Below are 19,602 nucleotides of genomic sequence, written 5' to 3' on the forward strand. Positions count from 1 at the left end.
AACAATTTCTAATGTTTAAAGTGGCGAAACTTTTTGCTTCTTATTCATTCCCTGTCGGTTCGAATCGGATGATGGCGGATATAGCAATCAAAAAAACGCCGTGGCAAAAAGCCTGGCGTTTCTTTAAAAAAATAATAGTTAAAACGCTTGATACTTGGCGATGAAATTCAGGAGATGGGATTGAGCGGCGATGGCATTTTGCCGGTTCCCCGTTTTTTCATACGTTTCAAGATTCTTAGCAGCCTCCGCCAGCTCGCTGTATAGGGTTTTTATGTCCGGGTTTGAAAGCTTGCTGGCATCGATCGCATCCAGTTCTTTGATTATGGCGGCGGTTCCACCGGCCGTCTTCCCTTCCATTGCCAAACCCGCTGAAGAGCCCATTTTTTCGAAAAATTCCGGCACAATGGCCAAGAATTGTTTTTCCATTGAGGTTACGTTTTCTTTTTGGCGCGCCGAGAAAGTGACCTCCTTTGCATAGATGGCAATACCCTTCTCGGTTAATTGTTCACCAATGCCATTCGCGCTTTCGATGCTTCCCGCTATCCCGGCAAGAAGCATACCCTGTCCATCCTTATCAAGCACTGCCGCCGGAATCCCTTTTTCCTCAAGATTCTTCCTGGCGATTTCCGCGGATTCTTTTGAGGAGTAAATCCCCTCCTGGACAACAAAAGCCGAGAGAGGGGGCAGTTGTATCGTCGAAGCTGAAGGTTTCGTTTCCCCGGACGGCTTGGTTATCTCCACTTCCGGCTGGATGGCTGTAGCGGTTTCTTTTTCGCTAAAGACGAGCTTCCACATGCCCGCTCCGAGGCCCACTCCTACAATAATTGCGAAAACGATCGTAAGGATGGCCGGCTTGATTGGAGAACCATTTTTCCGTTTCGTTGAGGCGGATTGCTTCGGATAAATGGATGCTGAATCGGAGGCTTCATTAATAATGAATTTCCCATGTTCGACTGGTTCTTCCTCCGGAAGGATCCAATCAAAGGCCTCTTCACCTGCTTCAAGAGTGGCGGCCGTTTCTTCTAGAGGCGGTGGTTCACCTTCAATGTTTTGCGGGTCCATCATTTGGGGCCTGTCCAATTCTGGCCTGTCCAATTGGGCCTTTTCCAATTTGGGCTTATTAAGCACTGGGCTCGATTCATTATTTAATTTTATTTTTATTGTATTGTTTTTCCGCTTGTCCACAATCAGCTCCCCTTTTGCCGACGGCTGGTTTTTTTCATCCTATCACAGGGGCAAAAAAAAATAACAAGGTTTTTGTCGCCTTGTTATCAGATGCTTTCGCCAATAAGCGATTCAATTTTCATTTATCTTTTCTTCGGATTCTTCACCGCTAAAAGAAGAAAGCGGGTTCCTTTTTCCGGCCGGCTCTGGTGTACCGATATCCGGAAGTTGCTGGGCTAAATCCTCCAACTCAGGCATATAAAAGCCGGATACCGTGATGCTGAATTTAAGCGGTTCATCTTTTTGCTGAAGAGATGTGATTTCAGCCCCGCCGGTATAGGCAATCGATTCAACCACGGTGATTCGCTTCATGCTTTCAAGTGTGGAAACGAATTTTTCAAGCTCGGCATAGCCAGGGGATTCGACGGACAGCTGAACGGTGACTTTTTTGACGCCTTCAGGAACCTGGATGACTGATTTCGGCTGGGGTAAAGTCCCTTCGGCCTGGCCTTCCTGGTTTTCATCAGCATTGCCGGTTTCTGCGTTTTGGGCATCTCCCGTGGCGGTTTCCGTTGTTGTTTCTCCCCCGGCGGCTTCCGTTTCTTCCTGGACGGCCACTTCGCTATCTTTCGCGAAGGCCATTGAAAGGATTTTCGATCCCGAAACGACCTCGGCTTTTTCCAAGTCAAGGATCATCTGTTCGACAAGGGGATTGACTGGTATTTTGTACTGCATTTGCGTCGAGCTTTCTGGAGTAAAATTTTCTGTTTCCTTTTCTTTTCCCTGAATGATGGCAAGAAGCTGTTCCTCGGTTCTCAGGCTCTCCTGTTTCATCTTAAGCTCGTCTTTTAACGGCTGGATCGCTAAAAAGTATGCACCCGCACCGAACGTAATCAGCAAGAGAACGAGGAGGGCACTCACCCATTTTTGTTTATCGAATGAGTCGATCCTCATAAGCCATCCTCCCCTTCACTTTGGATTGCCGACTTTACGACATCCTTGTTGAGAGTAATTTGGAATTGGCCGGTATAGCGCGGAAGATATTCCTCTTTGGGGCTTGCGGCCGCATGAATGGCACCCTTCCCATCGGCGGCTTGATCCTTTTCGGTTTCTGAAGCGGAAAGGCTTGATAAATCAGCCTCTTTAACCCAACTTGATTCGTTTAGCCTGTTCAGGAAATAGGCTGCTTCACGGCTAGTGTCGAATTGGACTGTCAATGCCAGTTCCCCAGTTTCCTGATACGCAAATGTAAGGATGAATCCTCGCTCAGGCAGCAAGGATGTGAATTCTTTCATCACTGGAACAGACGGAATTGCGTATTGTTCAGCCCATTCTATTGACTGTTGAAGCTTTGTAACGGAATCCGCGGAAATTACTTCATTGGCCTTTTTTTCTTCCAGTTCGGCAATCTTTTTTGTTGTATCAATCTGGTTTTCGACGACTGCGATATCATTTTTAAGCGTTGTTGTCTGCCAGTAAAGGAAAACGCCCACAGCCAGGAACAATAAGGAAAAAGCCAATGCGGTGAAAATAATGCCCGAGCTTTTTCGCTCCTTTTTCGGGAGCAGGTTAATATCAATCAGCATTATTCTACCTCTTTCAAAGCCAGGCCAAGCGCCAATGTATGGCCTGGCGGCAAAATCCTATTCCGCCCATTCTGGACTGTCTCGGAAGGAAAGGTGACGATAGGCAGCCCAAATTGCTCGCCTAGTTCCTTGTGGATTTTGTTTAGCATAGGGTGGTCCCCGTCAAGGAGGATTTTCGTTACCCCTTTTGTTCCCCCGGAAACGGAATAACGGTAAAAGTCCATCAGTTTGCCCATTTCGCTGTAAATGGATAAAAACTGTTCTTCAAGCTCTGCCGGATCACCTTTGAACACGTATTCGCATTCGTCGGAACGGCCGCGCCGGACATCCCATTTGGCCACATTAAAGTCGAGCGGGAAATGCCGCATGAAGTATGGGATATGACCTTCAAAAATACACATGCTGACGCTTGTGAGATTGATGTGGGCCGTAAACAGGTTTTCTGCCCGATGAGCCTTGTCCATCATATAGTAAATACGGTAAAGGGCGAGCGGTGAAATATCCGCCGCTGCCGGCTGCAGCTTCAAACTGGACAAAAGATTCGCAAAATCCATAACAAATTTCTCGGGTGACGCGAACAGGAGGAGTTCTTTTTTTCCGTCCTTTTCACCGAGAGGGTAAACATCGAAAACCGGGTCCTCGAAGGGTAAATGGATGCTTGAACCAAGCTCCATATATAAATGGCTTTTCACCTCATCCTCCTGGATGTCAATAGGAATAGCGATCTTCCGAATGATGACTAGCGGGTCTGGGACGATAAAGTTCACCTGGCGCCTCTGAATCTTCCATTCTTCAATGCATTCGTCCAGAATGGTTGAGAGTGTTTCGTAGTCGGTTATTTTTCCATCAGAAATAACTCCTGGCGGAAGGAAGTGTTCCCCCCACTTTAAAGGAATGGGCGGGTGGACGCTTTTAAGCTCCAGGTAGCGGATGGAGTGATCGTTGAATATAAGGTTGACGTTCCGTTTGTTGCCGAAGGAAAGGGAAAAGGCCATTGATACTACCCCTTTATCTATAATGAACCCGGCTGCACTGTACCATCTCCGGGAAAACCGTCTTTCACCTAAAAACCTCAATAAAAAAAGTTAAAATACCAGTCAATTAGTTTTGAGCCGTAAAAGTACGCAACAAGCGTCCCCAGTCCAATAAACGGCCCGAACGGTATCGGCTGCTTACGCTTGACGAGCCTGAGCATAAGTCCAAGTGCGCCAAAAACAGCACCGAACAACGTCGCAAAAAAGAAAGAAAGCAAAACAAGCTTCGTTCCCACCACGAAACCAATAACTGCGAATAGCTTAATATCTCCTCCACCCATACCGCCCTTGCTTACTAGGGCAATTAGGAGCAGCAAAACAAAACCGACTGCCGCACCGAGCAGGGAATCCCACCATGGCGAAAGCGGCCAAAGCACCCGTTCAACTAAAAAAATCCCTGCAAACACAAGCAATATTTTATCAGGGATAATCATATAGTGGATATCCGAAACAAAAATAATCATAAAAAGGGAAATGAGCGTCCAGGCGACGACAAGCTCCCATGACCACCCGAGGACGACTGGAGCCAGCGAAAACAGGATACCTGTCAGCAGCTCGGTTATTGGGTAAATAGGGGAAATCCGCGTACCACAGCCACGGCATTTCCCCCGGAGAAATACATATGAAAATACCGGGACAATATCCGACGCCCGCAGCTGCTGCCTGCAATTTGGGCAGGCAGAGCGCGGCTTAACAATTGATTGGCCTTCCGGCACCCGCAGGCCGACGACGTTAAAGAAGGAGCCTAGGGTGATGCCGTATAGGAAAAGAAAATAAAAAGACATTTTTTTAGTTTCCAGAAGCCTTAGCTACTGCAGTAACACTTTCACGAGTTAGATTTTCCTCAGCTACGCCTTGTATTCCACGTTCTGAATTAACAAGATTTACTTCAGCAACTTTACCCTTTACTATTTTAATCCATGAACCCGTAGGATTAGCAGTTTGTTTTAAAGGCTCAACATTTGTACCACGAGTGTATCCATTATTAGTTTTATCAGGATCCTTAACAAAATCCATAAATTTCTTATCTTCTAAATATTCTAAGGTTAAAAAATATGTGTTTGAATCTTGTAGGGTTGTGTTAGTTGTTACCGCCAATTTTGCAGAATTAATCATTTGCTGAGCATTAGCCAAATGCGCATCCTTCTTTGTATTGTCAATCAACCCACCAATCGACGGTACCGCAATCGCCGAAATGATTCCCAAAATAACAATTACAGCAAGCAATTCAACCAAGGTCAAGCCGCGCTGGTCTTTCATTTTTTTCTTAATATTTTTGAACATTTTCCCCACTCCTTATATGTTTTGTTTTGTGAACCTATGATATTAGTTCTCTCCTATTATACAACAGAGAATGATGTCAAAAGTACAAATTTTTGGAAGGTTTACGTCTATTTTTAGTATTTTTTATCAAATTGATTGAACATTTCGAACATTGGCACCATTATGCTTGTGACGATGGTTCCTACAATTGTTGCGAGGACGACAATCATCAGCGGCTCGATTAATGACTTCAGCTTGTCTGTCCCGATATCGACCTCTTTCTCGTAAAATTCGGCGACCTTCGTAAGCATCGAATCAAGGGAACCGGTTTGCTCGCCGATGATGACCATTTGAGTCACAAGCGGCGGGAACGCCCAATGCTCCTGCATCGGAATTGTCATTGACTGCCCTTTTTCAAGTGAATCACGCGATTTGCGGATGACACGGGCAATTACTTCATTCTCAACAACATTTTCCACAATGGACATAGCCTGGAGAATTGGGACTGAGCTTGAGAACAAAGAGCTTAACGTCCTTGTCATCCTTGCGAGGACCGCTTTTTGCAAGAGCATTCCGAAAATCGGCATCCGCAGCAAGGCATAATCCAGGTAATACTTAGTCTCCTTTTTCCTGCGGATTGCGACTATCCCGCCAACGGTTGAAATCGCAATTAAAAGCATCAGCCACCAAAAGCCCTGGACGAACTCGCTCGCTGCAAGCACAAAACGGGTGATGGCCGGGAGTTCCCCTCCTAGGTCGGCAAACATCGTCACGAATGTCGGAACAATTGTTGTCAGTAGGAATATTACTACCCCTATGGCAAGGATGCCGATAACAGCGGGATATGTTAACGCCGAAACAATCTTTTGCCTTGTATGGTGCTGTTTTTCAAAATGGTCGGCAAGACGCTCAAGCGTTTCATCGAGATTTCCGCCGACTTCCCCGGCTCTAATCATATTGACAAACATTGGAACGAAAATCTTTTTATGCTGAGTTACAGCCTGTGAAAGCGGGTGACCTTCCCGAAGTTCCGATTCAACCTCGACCAGCGCCTTTTTTAATGGCTTGCTTTCCGTCTGTGAAGCAAGGATGGCCGTCGCGTCCACGACCGTTACCCCCGCTTTCAAAAGTGTCGCGAACTGCCTTATATAAATGACGAAGTGCTCAAGCTTAACGGGATTTCCGATTGTAATATCCTTCGTAAGGAGTGTTTCAGGCACTTCTATAATGTCGACAACCCGGACGCCGTCCTCTTTCAGCTTAAGGAGCGCGTCGCGTTTCGAAACCGCGTTAATGGTACCTTGGCGCGGGCCTTTCCTGTCGCGGCCCTCGTATTTAAATCTGGCCATCCCTACACCATCTCCTGAAAATATGGCTCCGCCACTTCTCTATGAATAAAGCCTTTTTCAATCAGTTCTTTTATGTTCGACTCAAGCGTGTGCATCCCGAGGGCGCGCGACGTTTGCATGACACTTGGTATCTGATGAACTTTTTCGTTGCGGATTAGGTTAGCGATTGCCGCGTTGTTAATCATAATTTCGGTCGCGGCCTTTCTCCCTCGTCTGTCGGTGGTCGGAAACAACCGCTGTGAAATAATCCCGACCAGAACGGATGCCAGCTGAATCCGAATCTGGGCCTGCTGCGCCGGCGGAAACACGTCCAAGATTCGGTTGATTGTGGCCGGTGCGCTTGATGTATGAAGCGTTCCAAGTACAAGGTGGCCGGTTTCCGCTGCGGTAATCGCCGTCTGAATCGTTTCAAGATCGCGCATCTCCCCGACAAGGATGACGTCCGGATCCTGTCGCAGAGCGGCGCGGAGGCCATTTGCGAAATTGCCGGTATCCATCCCGACTTCACGCTGGTCAATGATCGAATTCCCGTGTTTATGAAGGTACTCAATCGGATCTTCGAGTGTAATGATATGCTTACGCATCGCCATGTTCATGTAATGGATCATTGAAGCGAGTGTCGTCGATTTTCCGCTCCCGGTTGGGCCTGTAACGAGCACAAGCCCCTGTGGTTTTTCGGCAAGCTTGTGCAATGTTTCGGGCATGCCAAGCTCCTCAATCGTCGGAATCTTCGATGGAACCGTCCTAAGAGCCATCGCAATGCAGTTTCGCTGGTGGTACGTGTTAACACGGAACCGCGATAAACCGGAAATACTATACGAAAAATCCAATTCTCCGTGCTCTTTAAAGGCATTCCACTTATCAACCGGAACAATCGACCTTGCCATTCCCTCCGTGTCTGCTGGCATCAATGGTTCCTTTCCATACTTTTTCAGTTCCCCGTTAATCCGAAAAACAGGCGGGATGCCCACTGTCATGTGGATATCCGATGCTTTATGTTCAAACGCGGCCCTTAAAATCAGGTCAATTTTCTCCTTCATATGCGCTCCCCTATTCCAGAATGGCTACTCTGAGCACTTCTTCCGTTGTCGTCAATCCTTGTTTAATTTTTAGAAGGCCGTCATCAATAAGGAAAATCGTCCTGTTTTTAACAGCGATATCACGCAATACCTGGAATGTTTCTCCGTCCATAATCGCCCGCCTAAGTTCGTCATTGACGACTAGAACTTCATGGAGGGCAATCCTCCCTTTATAGCCCGTCATATTGCATGATGAGCAGCCACGCCCGCGTGGGACCTTTTCAATTTTAATTCCTCGCCTTTGAAAAATATCAATTTCCCGCTTTGAAGGCTCAACTGTTTCGGCACAGTCCCGGCACACTTTTCTGACAAGTCGCTGTGCAACAACCCCGCTTAGTGCTGAAGCCACCATGAACGGCTCGACTCCCATATCAACAAGGCGGGTAATTGTGCCAAGCGAGTCATTCGTGTGGAGCGTGCTTAGGACGAGGTGCCCGGTCAGTGATGCTCTGATTGCGACATCGACCGTTTCCTTGTCGCGGATTTCCCCCACCATGACAATATTCGGGTCCTGTCGGAGGATGGAACGCAATCCGGTCGCGAACGTCATCCCGACATTCTGGTTCACCTGGATTTGGTTGATGCCCTCAAGCTGGTACTCGACAGGATCCTCAATCGTAATAATATTTACTTCCTCGCTGTTCAGCCTGTTCAGAGCCGCATAGAGCGTCGATGATTTACCCGACCCGGTGGGGCCTGTAATCAGGACAATCCCGGTCGGTCTTTCAATCATATCGTTGAAGCGCTTGAAATTCAGCTGGTTGAAGCCAAGCTTCGCCAAATCGTTCAGCGTACTCCCCATATCCATGAGACGCATCACGATCTTTTCGCCGAACACGGTCGGCAAGGTCGACACCCTCAAATCGATTGGATGGAAATCTAGATTAACCTTGATCCTGCCATCTTGAGGGATTCGGTATTCGGTAATATCGAGGTTTGCCATAATCTTAATCCTTGCCGCCAATACGCTTTGCATGCTTTTTGGAAGGACCCGTTCAACCCTTAGGACCCCATCGATCCGGTACCGAATAACCACTTTCGTTTCCTGGGGGTCAATATGGATATCACTCGCTTTATGCGCCGCGGCGTTTGAAAGCAGCGTATTGACAAGCCGAACGATTGGCGAGTCAGCTTCTGTAACCTCAATTTCGCTGGCAACATCCTTTGTCGGAAGGTCGCCGAGGAATTCCTCAAGCACATCGTCACTGTTGTAATATTTATTAATAGCTCTGACAATATCATCTTTTGTCGCAATGGCAACCTCTATTTGAAATCCGGTGGACAGCCTTAAGTCATCAATGGCGAGGAAATCCAATGGATCCGACATCGCAATAAACAGCTTGTCCCCTTCTTTTTTAAGAGGAATGACAAGGTGCCTTCGAGCCATTTCCTTCGAGACAAGGTTGAAAAGGTTTTTGTCAAAAGGATAACTGAACAGGCTAATGTGCGGAATCCCAAGCTGAATCTCCAACACTTCAATTAGCTGCTGCTCCGTGATGGTGCCGCGCTGGACGAGCGCTTCCCCTAGCCGTTGCCGTGGAGCTTTTTCAGCAAGAGCGGCTTGAAGCTGCTCCTCAGTGATAAGACCTGCTTCAATGAGCAAATCACCTAGCCGTTTTTTCGTTCTTATCATAACTATCCCTGCTCATCTAGTTTTTATTTCGGAACTTCATTCGGTTTTCCCCATAGTGGTCCATCATCGGATGAGTCAAAATCCGGGTCCTGTTGGCTTGGAGCTTGTACCCGCTCAGTTTGCTCTGGAATCTCAAATTCAGGCTGGTTATTACCTTCAGCGGGAGGAGGTGATTCGATGTTTCCTGCCGGTGATTCAGCCGCTGTTCCTCCTTGTTGTTGAGTCACACCGTCTTGTAGTGCGTGCACTTCAACCCGATGAATCGGCGGATAATAATCTTCTCCCATGAATTGTGTATCAAGCAGATTTCCTTGGCTATAAATTTCCCTGTACATTTTAATAATCGAGCCCGGCTTTCCTTCCTTGGTAATCTTGACCTGGCCATCTTTTAAATATGGGCTGTATTGTTTGATCACCTTGGGCTGGAATTGTTCCTCCCCGTCGGCGACAGCTTTGTATTCATACAGGAATTTGCTTCCCTTAATTTCAGCCGTCAATTTGTTTCCGATATAAGAGAATGAAAGTTCAAATTTGTCCACATTCGGATTTTTAAAAATGAAATCCTTTCCCGACGTCTGGTCTACGGACGCCTCGGACCCAAGCTTCGCATACTCGGGAAGTTCCTTGCTGATGTTCCTTTCCAGTATGTCAAAATTCGTTTCCAGCACAGCGATATAAACGGATGTCGCCAGCATGCTTAACGCCATAGGGGACAGGCTGCTAAGTCCATTGCTATCTAAAGCACGTATAATGGAAAACTCGGAATTCCCTTCAATCTTCATTCCCGAGAGCTCGTTTACAGCCAGTTCAAGCTCGTAGGACGGCTCCTTGACATCGATTGTCCCTGAAGCGATAACTTCTTGGTCGCTTTGTATATTTGCCAGGAACCGATCAAGCCTGAAGGAAACCTCTCCGGTTTCAAGCTTCTTCGCAGGCTCAGTAAGACTGTTGCCCAAATTCTTTAGGTCAATTTCCTCTCCGATTAAAGATGGAGAAATCTTTTCAATCCATTCAATCAAGGCTCTTTCATCGAGACTTACCTGAACAGCATTTTGCCTGCCATCCACAATCGAAGAGACGGTGCCTTCCGGATCGAATGTAAATCTGTCAATCTCAAGTTCTATTGATTTTTCTTTAAAATGAAGTTTAAAGCTGTTATTTGCCTTCCAGTCCGCAATCGCATCCTGCAACAGAGAGAGGGCCTCTTTCGGAGTCTTCCCTTCAAGATTTATCGTTCCAACCGCCGTACCTGGAAGATAGCCTTTTTCAGACGCGAAAAGGGCACCTAACGCTCTCGGCCCGTAATGTGAAAAGCCGAAAACATATGACGTGCTAAGGATGAGGACGACAAAGATTTTTAATGTCTGCTGATTCTTGTTCATACTGTACCGCCCCTCCCTCTTAGGGAAAAATAAGCCTACCCATTCCGAGAACTCCGCGCTTTCACTTTTTCAGCACTTACGGCTGTTTCATGCAACGCGGTGAGGTAATCATCATTTTCATCGTATTGAATCGCATCCTTTTCCAATTTTCGGACTTCAAGGACTGGCAATTCCGCGTCATCACTTTGAATAAGAACTTCCAAATCACGTTCTTCAAATGATGCAGCCCCCTCGAGAAATGGGGATGCCGGCACCGATTTTTCCAAAAGCTCCTCTATGTCCCCAAACATATCAAGATCATCGAGGAAGCTTGTTTCTTGCTTTGCTTCTGAATGTTCAATTGGAATAAGAGGCTCGAGGTCATCACTTTCAAAAACCTGAGGAATTGCTTCAGCATTTTGTTGCAGTCCTAATTCTGCAATCTCTTCATGCTCCAGGTAAACAAGGGTTTCCGTGTCCTGAATTTCAGCTTGTATAGGTTCAGCCATAGTCTGGTCCTTTGTAACGACCTCTGTTTCCACTGGTCCCAATGGCTTATCTTTATGAAAAATATGTGAACTTTTTTCTTTTTCGTCCTGGAACAATGGTTTTTCATCAATTCTGGCCGGGATATTAAATAAGAAAGAGTCGAGTTTACGGGCAAAAATCAGGGATGTTCCACCGGCTATCGCTATTACAAGAAGGGCGCTTTGCCACGGTGGCAAGAGTTTTAAGAGATATATCCCTCCCAGAGCAAACAATGCCGCACTAAATGCAATAGCGAGCTTCCCTTTTCCAGTCATACCAAGGGGAAGGAAATATAAAAGCAGGATAAGCGAAGCCAGTCCGAACAACACTTGCATGAAAAAACCTCCAATTCCCTTCGAATTAGCCAATTTTTTTCAAAATATTTCAAATTCACTAGGAAAATTAGATAAAATGACAGTATTCTACTATTTTCTTATTGTATAATAAACGTAGGTTGTTAGAAAGAGGGTGGTTGTCCATAATGAAGAAAAATTGCCAAAAACAAGGAGGATTCACCTTACTTGAGGTACTCCTATCAATTGTGTTGCTCTCGATCATACTGACTTCCTTCCTGGGTTTTTTTACCCAGTCGGCCAGCTTCGCCAAAAAAAATCAATATAAGCTAGACACCCTTCAAACGGCACAACAAATTGTCAATTTAATAGAATTAAACGTTACAAAACAAGATTTGATGGAGAACAACATAATTGATGGCAACGGCTTAGTTCTAAATGGAACAAAAACACTTAACCAAATTGAAGTCGAGAAATTAATAGACCAATCAACCGGACCTCATTACAAAGTTAGCGCGACTGTCACTAATAGTGCTGAGAATTTGATTTTGTTTAAAGTCATTGTTCAGGATCCTGCCAATCCTGGTAACACATCTGAAACCTATACCTATATACGCAGGTGAGCCATGAGAGACGAAAAAGGTCTAACATTAATTGAACTTTTAGCTGGAATCTCCATATTACTCGTCATTTCTTCTGTTATTTTTGGGGTTCTACTTAACTCAAATAAAAATTACAAGAACATATCCAACTCGATTACGTTGAATCAAGAAGCAAATATCATACTGGCGACCTTAAAAAGCTATCATACAAAGCAAGAACTCCAGTCTATTAATTCAAACAATACAGAAACGTACATAATCAAACACGATCCGGTTTCCCAAAAAGCATACATCGGCAAATCCTCAACAAGTCTAACTCCATTGCAAAGCGAAGGAATAAGGATAGATCTTAAAATAGATGATTCCGAATTTACTGGTGAAAAAGCGATTTACCCTAAAGACCCTCTATTTGTTTATTTCAAATTAACCAATGAACAAGGCCAGTATTTTGAAATCAATACAATTATTAAGCAATATTAAGGGGTAGATTCGTTTGAGGAATGAAAGAGGATATACGTTAATTCTAGTGATGATCATCATAACCATTACGATGATTATTGCGCTTTCTTTAAGCGGCTTAACACTGTCTACAAGAGCACAGCTAAATAAAACTGAAAAGCTAACAAAAGCGACAGATCTTGCAGAAATGGGCATTACCTATTATCAAGGCATACTTACAAAACATATTTCGGCGTCAAATACCGAAGCCGCTAAAGAACCATTGCTTTATGATACAAAGTTTAATAATACGCTGCTCAGCAAATTGAATGTCAATTTACCGTCAATTGAAGTCGATACTAGTAAAAATACTTTCAAGATAAACTTCAAGGAACTGAAAATGGAATCCAATGTGATTACTGTCACTTTTGACAGCGTAGGACAGTCAGATACGGAAACCGCGAAGGTAACAGGCTATTTTACTATTAAGAAAAACAGCTCTACTAATAAAGATGGCCAGCCCAAACCGTTACCATCCTATTTTTCAAAAGTGGAAACCAATCCTGTAAATCATGATAACAGTAAAACATATAAAGCTAAGACGTTAACTTATCCTTCTTCTACCTATTTCAATAAACCTGTTATCATTGAAGGCAGCAGGAACCTGACTATAAACGGTGATGCATACTTTACCAAGCTGTCTTTACAGGGGTCAGCATCCATTACGATTGTAGGCGACGTGATTTTTGAAGAAGATATTGCTCTCACAGGAAACGCCTATACAATATGTGTTCATGGAAACTCGTACAAGCTTGATTCCACTAAAAGCAAATTAATTCCATATACCCTACCTAAAAACGACTGCGTGAAACCTGTTAATAATAACTGGATTTTTGACCCCAACAGTGGAACAAAAGTAAAGTACTAATAAGAACATTACATCCATTAACGCCACAAATAAGAAAGAAGCTGGCCCCTTATATATAGGGAACCAGCTTCTTTTTTATGTACTATTATTTCACATACGCGGCGACCCTGTTCCTGCCCGCCCTTTTCGCACCGACATACAGGGCGCGGTCCGCATGGCGGATGAGGGCCAATGGATCTTCCGCGTCTTCGGGTGCCGTCGCAACCCCAAATGATGCGGTTATTTTTATGGATAGCTTATGGCTATTTCCTTCAAGATGTTGGGCGAGAATGAATGGCCAGTTTGCGATTGATTCCCTGATCAATTCGGCAAGGTTATAGGCTTCCCGGCTCGTTACTTCAGGCAGGAGGATGACAAATTCTTCCCCTCCATACCGGGCAACGGTCCCTGAGTCTCCGACAATATTTTGAATCCTTGAAGCCAGCTCCTTCAATACTTCATTTCCGCTTTGATGGCCGTAAGTATCATTGACTGCCTTAAAGTGGTCGATATCCAATATGATTAACGCAAGCCTGTCGCGTACATTCTTTTCAAGCATCCCGAATTCCCTGTACAGGATTTTTTCGAAATAACGGTAATTATGCAGCTTTGTCAGGGAGCAGCGCTCGCTCTCTTCCTTAGCCTGCTCATAATGGCGTGCATTTTCAACAGCGATTGCATAATGGGAACAGAGGATGTCCACAATCATCAGCTGGGATTTTTCATATGCACGTTTCCTTCTCGATGCAAGGACGACAACCCCTACGATTTTTCCATTTTTCATCGTTGGAATACCTAGGATGCTTTCGGCGTCGCCAGGAATATTCGCGCTGACAATGTTGCCCCATTCCTTCCTTGAAGTGAAAAGGACAGGCTTTCCAGTTCCCCAAACGGTTCCGCTTATGCCTTGATGTTTTTTGATCCCCATATGGTTGTTTGGCATCACTACTCCATTTTCAACACGCCTCGCCAAATGGATGTCGTCATTTTCCTGAATTTCAAGGACATACGCATAGTCAATGGGCAGCATTTCGGACAGCTTTTGCAAAAACAGGTCGGTTACCTCATTCACATTGACCCGTTCGGCAAGCTGATGGCCGATTTCCGCCGCTTTCTGGAGATACTCATTCACATGCTGGGTGGAGTCATACATTTTCAGGATAAGCGAGACGCTTGCAAACGGGCCCCCAATGAAAAGCAGCGCAATAAGTCCAAGATCAAGATGGAGCATGTACAAAACAAATCCGAGCGGGAGGGTAATCACGCTTGAAACAGTTTCCCAAATGAAATCCTTGCCGAAAAATGATTCATTGATTCGGTAGACCAGCATTTGATGAAGCATGACAATCAACTGGTTGAGGATATAATATATGACGGCATATGCAAGGCCCAGCCAGATCGGCCCCATCCCTTCCTTAAAGTCTGGGGTAACCGTACCGCCGAGAAAGTAATAAAACATACCGCTCAAAAACGAAACCAGGAAGAACATCGCAGAATTCAAAGGAAGCCTGAACATTCCTTCCTTTGGAATCCGGAGTTTCACTAAGAGGATGAGGACCGACATCTGGATTGTGACCATTTCAATGAAAAGGCCATACCGGAGGAATATCGCAATCGATACCCATTGGATTAGAAAAATCGGTACACCGTTAATAACCATCGGCATCGATGCCACAATCGCCGAAAGAAACATGAAGCCAAGCACATCGATGGCATTCAGGTCGGCCGGAGGTGGAGAAACTATGTATGTAAAGACAAGGCCGGGAGGGACAAGCAATAGCCAATAGATCAATATCCATTTTTTCATGCGCGGGGATACAGTCAATGCTTTCCCTCCTATAGTAAAATAGTCACAATTTTAAATATATTTTACCAAATAAAAACATTCTTGTCACATGAAGGGAACCATTTTATAAAATATTTTCCAATATATGATGCCTTGCTTCGGAAATGAAGTACAGGGAACCTGTTATGACAAGAATCCACCCTTCTTGCATTCCATTTATTTCGCCTGTCAGGAAAGTTTTCCAATCATCCTCTTTCCGGCTTTCCGGGCTTTGACTTATTTCAAGAAGTTCTGATGCGCTTGCCGCCCGCGGAAAATCAAACGACACGAATGTCATCTTGTCGGACACCTCCTCGAGGCGGTGAATCATGCTGTCGAGCGGCTTATCCTTAAGCGCGGCAAAAACGATGTGGACTTTTTTCCCGGAAAAGCGGGTTGAAAGTTCAGCCGCAAGCGATTCAATTCCTTCCGTATTATGAGCCCCATCAAGAATGACAGTCGGATTTTCCGAAACAAATTCAAGCCGGCCTGGCCAAAAGGCTTCTTCCAGTCCCTTTCTGATCTCTGATTCTCCGGCACTTACCCAGCCGCTTTCAATTAAATACTGCGATGCCGCTACAGCTAATGACGCATTCGCGGTCTGGTGGACCCCAATCATTGAAACTTCCAGGTTAGCCAATTCCCCAAATGGGGTGGAAACCGTAAATTTTTCCCCCTTGCTTGTTTTCTCATGGGCGCTGATTCTGATTTCCTCTTCAAGCTTGTAGATCGGAGAATGCTTCCCTGCTGCCTGTTCCGCAATTACCGCGAGCGCTTCGGAATGTTGGGTTCCTGTAATAACCGGTATGCCTTCCTTAATAATCCCTGCTTTTTCAAAAGCAATTTCTTCATATGTATCCCCAAGGATTGCGATATGGTCCAAGCCGACATTGGTAATGACGGAAACAAGCGGAGTCAGGATATTCGTCGAGTCGAATCTGCCGCCAAGCCCCACCTCATAAACAGCGAAGTCTACTGGACTTATTTCGGCGAAATAGATAAACGACATCGCGGTAATAACCTCGAATTCTGTAGGGCCCCCAAGTTCGGAATGATCCAATTCGTCCGCCAGCGGCTTGATCCTGTTGGCGAGCTTAAGAATATCATCGTCTTTAACTTGCGTACCGTTTACACTAATCCGTTCATTAAAACTTTCAATATATGGAGAGGTAAACGTTCCGACGGAATAACCCGCCGCCTCGAGAATGGACCGCAAAAAGGTGACAGTTGACCCTTTCCCGTTCGTACCGCCGATATGGATCGTTTTTATTTTTCTCTCGGGGTTCCCGAGCCGCTCCATCATCCACTCCATCCGTTTCAATCCCGGCTTGATACCAAGTCTCAGCCTTGCATGTATCCAAGCAAGCGCTTCATCATATGTTTGAAACATCGTTCCTGCCTCCAATGGAAAAGCGGAGGCGCCCGTATGTTCTGGGCGCCGCTGCCAATCCGATTCAAAGATTATTTTCATTGGTCATTCAGGTCTTGCTGGTAAACAGTTGTTTATTTTTTAATTACCGTTTCAACTAGGGTGTTTCCTTAAAACGGTCTTGACGGCCTCCTATATGACCAATCCACGAAACAAAACCCATCCATTTTAACAACCGGAAGACGAACCACATTTGTGATTCGCCTTCCGTCCGCATATTTCAACCAAACAGGTTTAGCCCCTTAATTCCTTAATCCGCGCTTCAACAATCGCGCGTTTTTCGGAGTAGTCCCGTTCCTTGGCGCGTTCTTCTTCAATAACGTTAGCAGGCGCCTTTTTGACGAAACCTTCGTTGCTAAGCTTCTTCTGGACCCTTTCAACCTCTTTATCAAGGCGCGCCTTTTCTTTTTCAAGACGGGCAATTTCCTCTTCGATGTTGATAAGGCCTTCAAGCGGGAGAATGATTTCTACGCCAGTAATAACGGCCGTCATCGCTTTATCGGGAGTCGCAATATCTGTTCCAATCTGCAGCTCTTCAGGGTTGCAGAAGCGCTCGATGTACGCGCGATTCTTTTCAACCATTCCAAGAATCGTTTCATCCTTCACCTTAACAAGCATTTTGATCTTTTTGCTCAAAGGCGTGTTTACTTCTGCACGGATATTCCGTACTGAGCGAATCATCTCAACCAGCAACTTCATTTCCGCTGCGGCTTCCTCATCTGTCAGCGAGGCATCTGCCTTTGGCCATGCTGCGGTTGTTATCGATTCGCCTTCATGTGGGAGGTGCTGCCAAATTTCCTCTGTGATGAACGGCATGAATGGGTGCATCAGCCGCATCGTATTATCGAGGACGTATGCCAAAATTGAACGGGTCGTATTTTTAGCAGCCTCGTCTTCGCCATACAAAGGCAGCTTCGCCATTTCAATGTACCAGTCGCAGAAATCATCCCAGATAAAGTTGTACAATGCGCGGCCGACTTCGCCAAATTCATAGCGCTCAGACAGGCGGGTTACGGTTTCAATCGTTTCATTTAGCCTTGTCAAAATCCATTTATCCGCGGTCGACTTCTCGCCGGTCAGATCGATTTCCTCATATTTAAGGCCATTCATATTCATCAAGGCGAATCGGGACGCATTCCAAATCTTGTTCGCGAAGTTCCACGTCGCTTCAACCTTTTCGGTGCTGTAGCGCAAATCCTGGCCAGGCGAGCTTCCCGTTGAAAGGAAGTACCTTAAGGAATCGGCGCCATACTGGGCGATAACATCCATCGGGTCAACGCCGTTGCCGAGAGATTTACTCATCTTGCGGCCTTCCGCATCACGTACCAATCCGTGAATCAGGACATCCCTGAACGGACGCTCTCCAGTAAACTCAAGGCTTTGGAAAATCATCCGTGATACCCAGAAGCCGATAATGTCATAACCGGTAACGAGTACATCAGTCGGGAAGTAGCGCTTGAAATCAGCTGCTTCCTCATTCGGCCAGCCCATCGTCGAGAATGGCCAAAGCGCCGAACTGAACCATGTATCGAGAACGTCGTTGTCCTGCTTCCAATTTTCTTCGTCCGCAGGAGGATTTTCACCAACATAAACCTCGCCAGTTTCCTTATGGTACCACGCCGGAATCCGGTGGCCCCACCAAAGCTGACGTGAAATACACCAATCCCGTGTGTTTTCCATCCAACGTAAATAGTTCGTTTCAAAGCGTTCCGGAACAAAGTTTACTTTGTTTTCCTTTTCCTGAAGAGCAATTGCCTCATCAGCGAGCGGCTGCATTTTAACAAACCATTGAGTTGAAAGATACGGTTCAACAACAGCGCCGCTCCGCTCGGAATGGCCAACTGAATGCAGGTGGTCTTCAATTTTGAAAAGAACGCCCTGCTCCTGAAGGTCCTTTACAATCTGCTTGCGGCATTCGAAACGGTCCATGCCGTTATATTTGCCAGCGCGCTCGTTCATCGTACCATCCTCATTCATGACGAGGACGCGCTCGAGGTTATGGCGGTTGCCGATTTCAAAGTCGTTCGGGTCATGGGCAGGCGTAATTTTAACAGCACCAGAACCAAACTCCATGTCAACGTAATCGTCGCCTACAATCGGAATCTCGCGTCCGACGATCGGGAGAATCACGGCTTTCCCAATAAGATGCTTGTAACGGTCGTCTTCCGGATGGACGGCAACCGCTGTATCGCCGAGCATTGTCTCCGGGCGGGTCGTCGCGATTTCAATATGGCCGGAACCATCGGCCAATGGATACTTCATATGGTAAAACGCGCCCTGGACATCCTTGTGGATAACCTCGATATCGGAAAGGGCTGTCTTTGTGGCCGGATCCCAGTTAATAATGTATTCGCCTCGGTAAATCAGGTCTTTTTTATAAAGATCAACAAAAACCTTCTTCACCGCATCGGAAAGCCCTTCATCCAGTGTGAAACGTTCGCGGCTATAATCGAGTCCCAGGCCAAGCTTTGCCCACTGTTGGCGGATATGGCCTGCGTACTCTTCCTTCCAGCGCCACGTTTCCTCGACGAATTTTTCGCGGCCTAGGTCATAGCGGGTTTTCCCCTCGTTGCGAAGCTTTTCTTCAACCTTCGCCTGGGTCGCGATTCCGGCATGGTCCATCCCCGGCAGCCAGAGAACGTCAAAGCCCTGCATCCTCTTCATCCTGGTGATGATGTCCTGAAGCGTCGTATCCCACGCATGGCCAAGGTGCAGCTTTCCGGTTACGTTCGGCGGTGGGATAACAACCGTGTAAGGCTGTTTCGTTTCGTCATCCTTCGCTTCGAAAAATTTGCCATTCACCCACCAATCATAGCGTCCCTGCTCGATCGACTGCGGGTCATATTTCGTCGGCATGCTGATTTCGTTTTGATCCATCTTAACTCCTCCTTGATTTGCTCTTGAAAATGGGCTTTAGTGGTATCCAATGCCCTCCGTTTTTCCTTGTCTAGCTACAGCGAGCAACGCCTAGTGTACTTCGGCCCCCTCGCTACGATAAGTCAACATCGATTCACTACGTTCATCGTGTTTCCAGTACTGTGGGCAAGTTGCTCCTGCGCCACAGTAAATTCGGTGATGTTGTCTTCAGCTCGTCGCAAAGCTGCAAGGAAG

At 46.0% G+C, this 19,602-nt stretch carries 17 protein-coding genes; 3 read left to right on the plus strand and 14 right to left on the minus strand.

The window, feature by feature from the left end; genetic code table 11:
- Positions 1-138 precede the first annotated feature (138 nt).
- From V1499_RS15660 to V1499_RS15710, 11 genes are all read right to left on the minus strand, one after another.
- Positions 139-1,185: an SPOR domain-containing protein gene (locus tag V1499_RS15660; protein ID WP_409270805.1), complete on the minus strand. Its 1,047-nt coding sequence runs from the start codon at positions 1,183-1,185 to the stop codon at positions 139-141.
- Between the two features lie 111 nt (positions 1,186-1,296).
- Positions 1,297-2,118 (minus strand): hypothetical protein, encoded by an 822-nt coding sequence (locus V1499_RS15665; RefSeq protein WP_409270806.1) that lies wholly within the window; start codon positions 2,116-2,118, stop codon positions 1,297-1,299.
- Entirely contained in the window at positions 2,115-2,750 is a 636-nt protein-coding gene (locus V1499_RS15670; protein ID WP_409270807.1) for a PilN domain-containing protein, read from the minus strand. Before V1499_RS15670 ends, V1499_RS15665 begins: the two co-directional genes overlap by 4 nt.
- Positions 2,750-3,745, minus strand: a complete 996-nt coding sequence (pilM, locus tag V1499_RS15675) for a type IV pilus biogenesis protein PilM (protein WP_409270808.1) — start codon at positions 3,743-3,745, stop codon at positions 2,750-2,752. The genes V1499_RS15670 and pilM overlap by 1 nt, the downstream gene beginning before the upstream one ends.
- Before the next feature lie 77 nt (positions 3,746-3,822).
- Positions 3,823-4,569, minus strand: coding sequence for a prepilin peptidase (locus V1499_RS15680; RefSeq protein ID WP_409270809.1), 747 nt, complete (start codon positions 4,567-4,569; stop codon positions 3,823-3,825).
- Between the two features lie 4 nt (positions 4,570-4,573).
- On the minus strand, positions 4,574-5,068 hold the full coding sequence (locus V1499_RS15685) for a type II secretion system protein (protein ID WP_409270810.1): 495 nt from the start codon (positions 5,066-5,068) through the stop codon (positions 4,574-4,576).
- 113 nt (positions 5,069-5,181) lie between these two features.
- Positions 5,182-6,396 carry a type II secretion system F family protein gene (locus tag V1499_RS15690; RefSeq protein ID WP_409270811.1) on the minus strand — a complete coding sequence of 405 codons (1,215 nt, stop codon included), beginning with the start codon at positions 6,394-6,396 and terminating at the stop codon, positions 5,182-5,184.
- Between the two features lie 2 nt (positions 6,397-6,398).
- Positions 6,399-7,436: a type IV pilus twitching motility protein PilT gene (locus tag V1499_RS15695; RefSeq protein ID WP_409270812.1), complete on the minus strand. Its 1,038-nt coding sequence runs from the start codon at positions 7,434-7,436 to the stop codon at positions 6,399-6,401.
- Positions 7,437-7,446: 10 nt separating this feature from the next.
- Positions 7,447-9,108: a GspE/PulE family protein gene (locus tag V1499_RS15700; RefSeq protein WP_409270813.1), complete on the minus strand. Its 1,662-nt coding sequence runs from the start codon at positions 9,106-9,108 to the stop codon at positions 7,447-7,449.
- Positions 9,109-9,131: 23 nt separating this feature from the next.
- The gene (locus V1499_RS15705; RefSeq protein WP_409270814.1) at positions 9,132-10,490 is read right to left on the minus strand and encodes a VanW family protein; all 1,359 of its coding nucleotides are present in this window, start codon (positions 10,488-10,490) and stop codon (positions 9,132-9,134) included.
- 35 nt (positions 10,491-10,525) lie between these two features.
- Complete coding sequence (locus V1499_RS15710; protein WP_409270815.1) at positions 10,526-11,332, minus strand: hypothetical protein; 807 nt, start codon at positions 11,330-11,332, stop codon at positions 10,526-10,528.
- Positions 11,333-11,478: 146 nt separating this feature from the next.
- Between V1499_RS15710 and V1499_RS15715 the strand changes: the two genes are divergently transcribed.
- From V1499_RS15715 to V1499_RS15725, 3 genes are read left to right on the plus strand one after another with little or no spacing between them, the layout of a single operon-like run.
- The gene (locus V1499_RS15715; RefSeq protein WP_409270816.1) at positions 11,479-11,913 is read left to right on the plus strand and encodes a type II secretion system protein J; all 435 of its coding nucleotides are present in this window, start codon (positions 11,479-11,481) and stop codon (positions 11,911-11,913) included.
- Positions 11,914-11,916: 3 nt separating this feature from the next.
- A complete protein-coding gene (locus V1499_RS15720; protein WP_409270817.1) occupies positions 11,917-12,372 on the plus strand; it encodes a PilW family protein in 456 nt (151 codons plus the stop codon).
- A gap of 13 nt (positions 12,373-12,385) precedes the next feature.
- Positions 12,386-13,258, plus strand: a complete 873-nt coding sequence (locus tag V1499_RS15725) for a hypothetical protein (protein ID WP_409270818.1) — start codon at positions 12,386-12,388, stop codon at positions 13,256-13,258.
- A gap of 85 nt (positions 13,259-13,343) precedes the next feature.
- Here the strand turns inward: V1499_RS15725 and V1499_RS15730 are convergent, their stop codons facing one another.
- From V1499_RS15730 to V1499_RS15740, 3 genes are all read right to left on the minus strand, one after another.
- Positions 13,344-15,062, minus strand: a complete 1,719-nt coding sequence (locus tag V1499_RS15730; protein WP_409270819.1) for a diguanylate cyclase domain-containing protein — start codon at positions 15,060-15,062, stop codon at positions 13,344-13,346.
- Positions 15,063-15,147: 85 nt separating this feature from the next.
- Positions 15,148-16,452, minus strand: a complete 1,305-nt coding sequence (locus tag V1499_RS15735) for a bifunctional folylpolyglutamate synthase/dihydrofolate synthase (protein ID WP_409270820.1) — start codon at positions 16,450-16,452, stop codon at positions 15,148-15,150.
- A 273-nt stretch (positions 16,453-16,725) separates the two neighbouring features.
- Positions 16,726-19,368 carry a valine--tRNA ligase gene (locus tag V1499_RS15740; RefSeq protein ID WP_409270821.1) on the minus strand — a complete coding sequence of 881 codons (2,643 nt, stop codon included), beginning with the start codon at positions 19,366-19,368 and terminating at the stop codon, positions 16,726-16,728.
- Positions 19,369-19,602 lie beyond the last annotated feature (234 nt).

The sequence above is a fragment of the Neobacillus oceani genome, assembly GCF_046237595.1.
GTDB lineage: Bacteria > Bacillota > Bacilli > Bacillales > Cytobacillaceae > Bacillus_D > Bacillus_D oceani.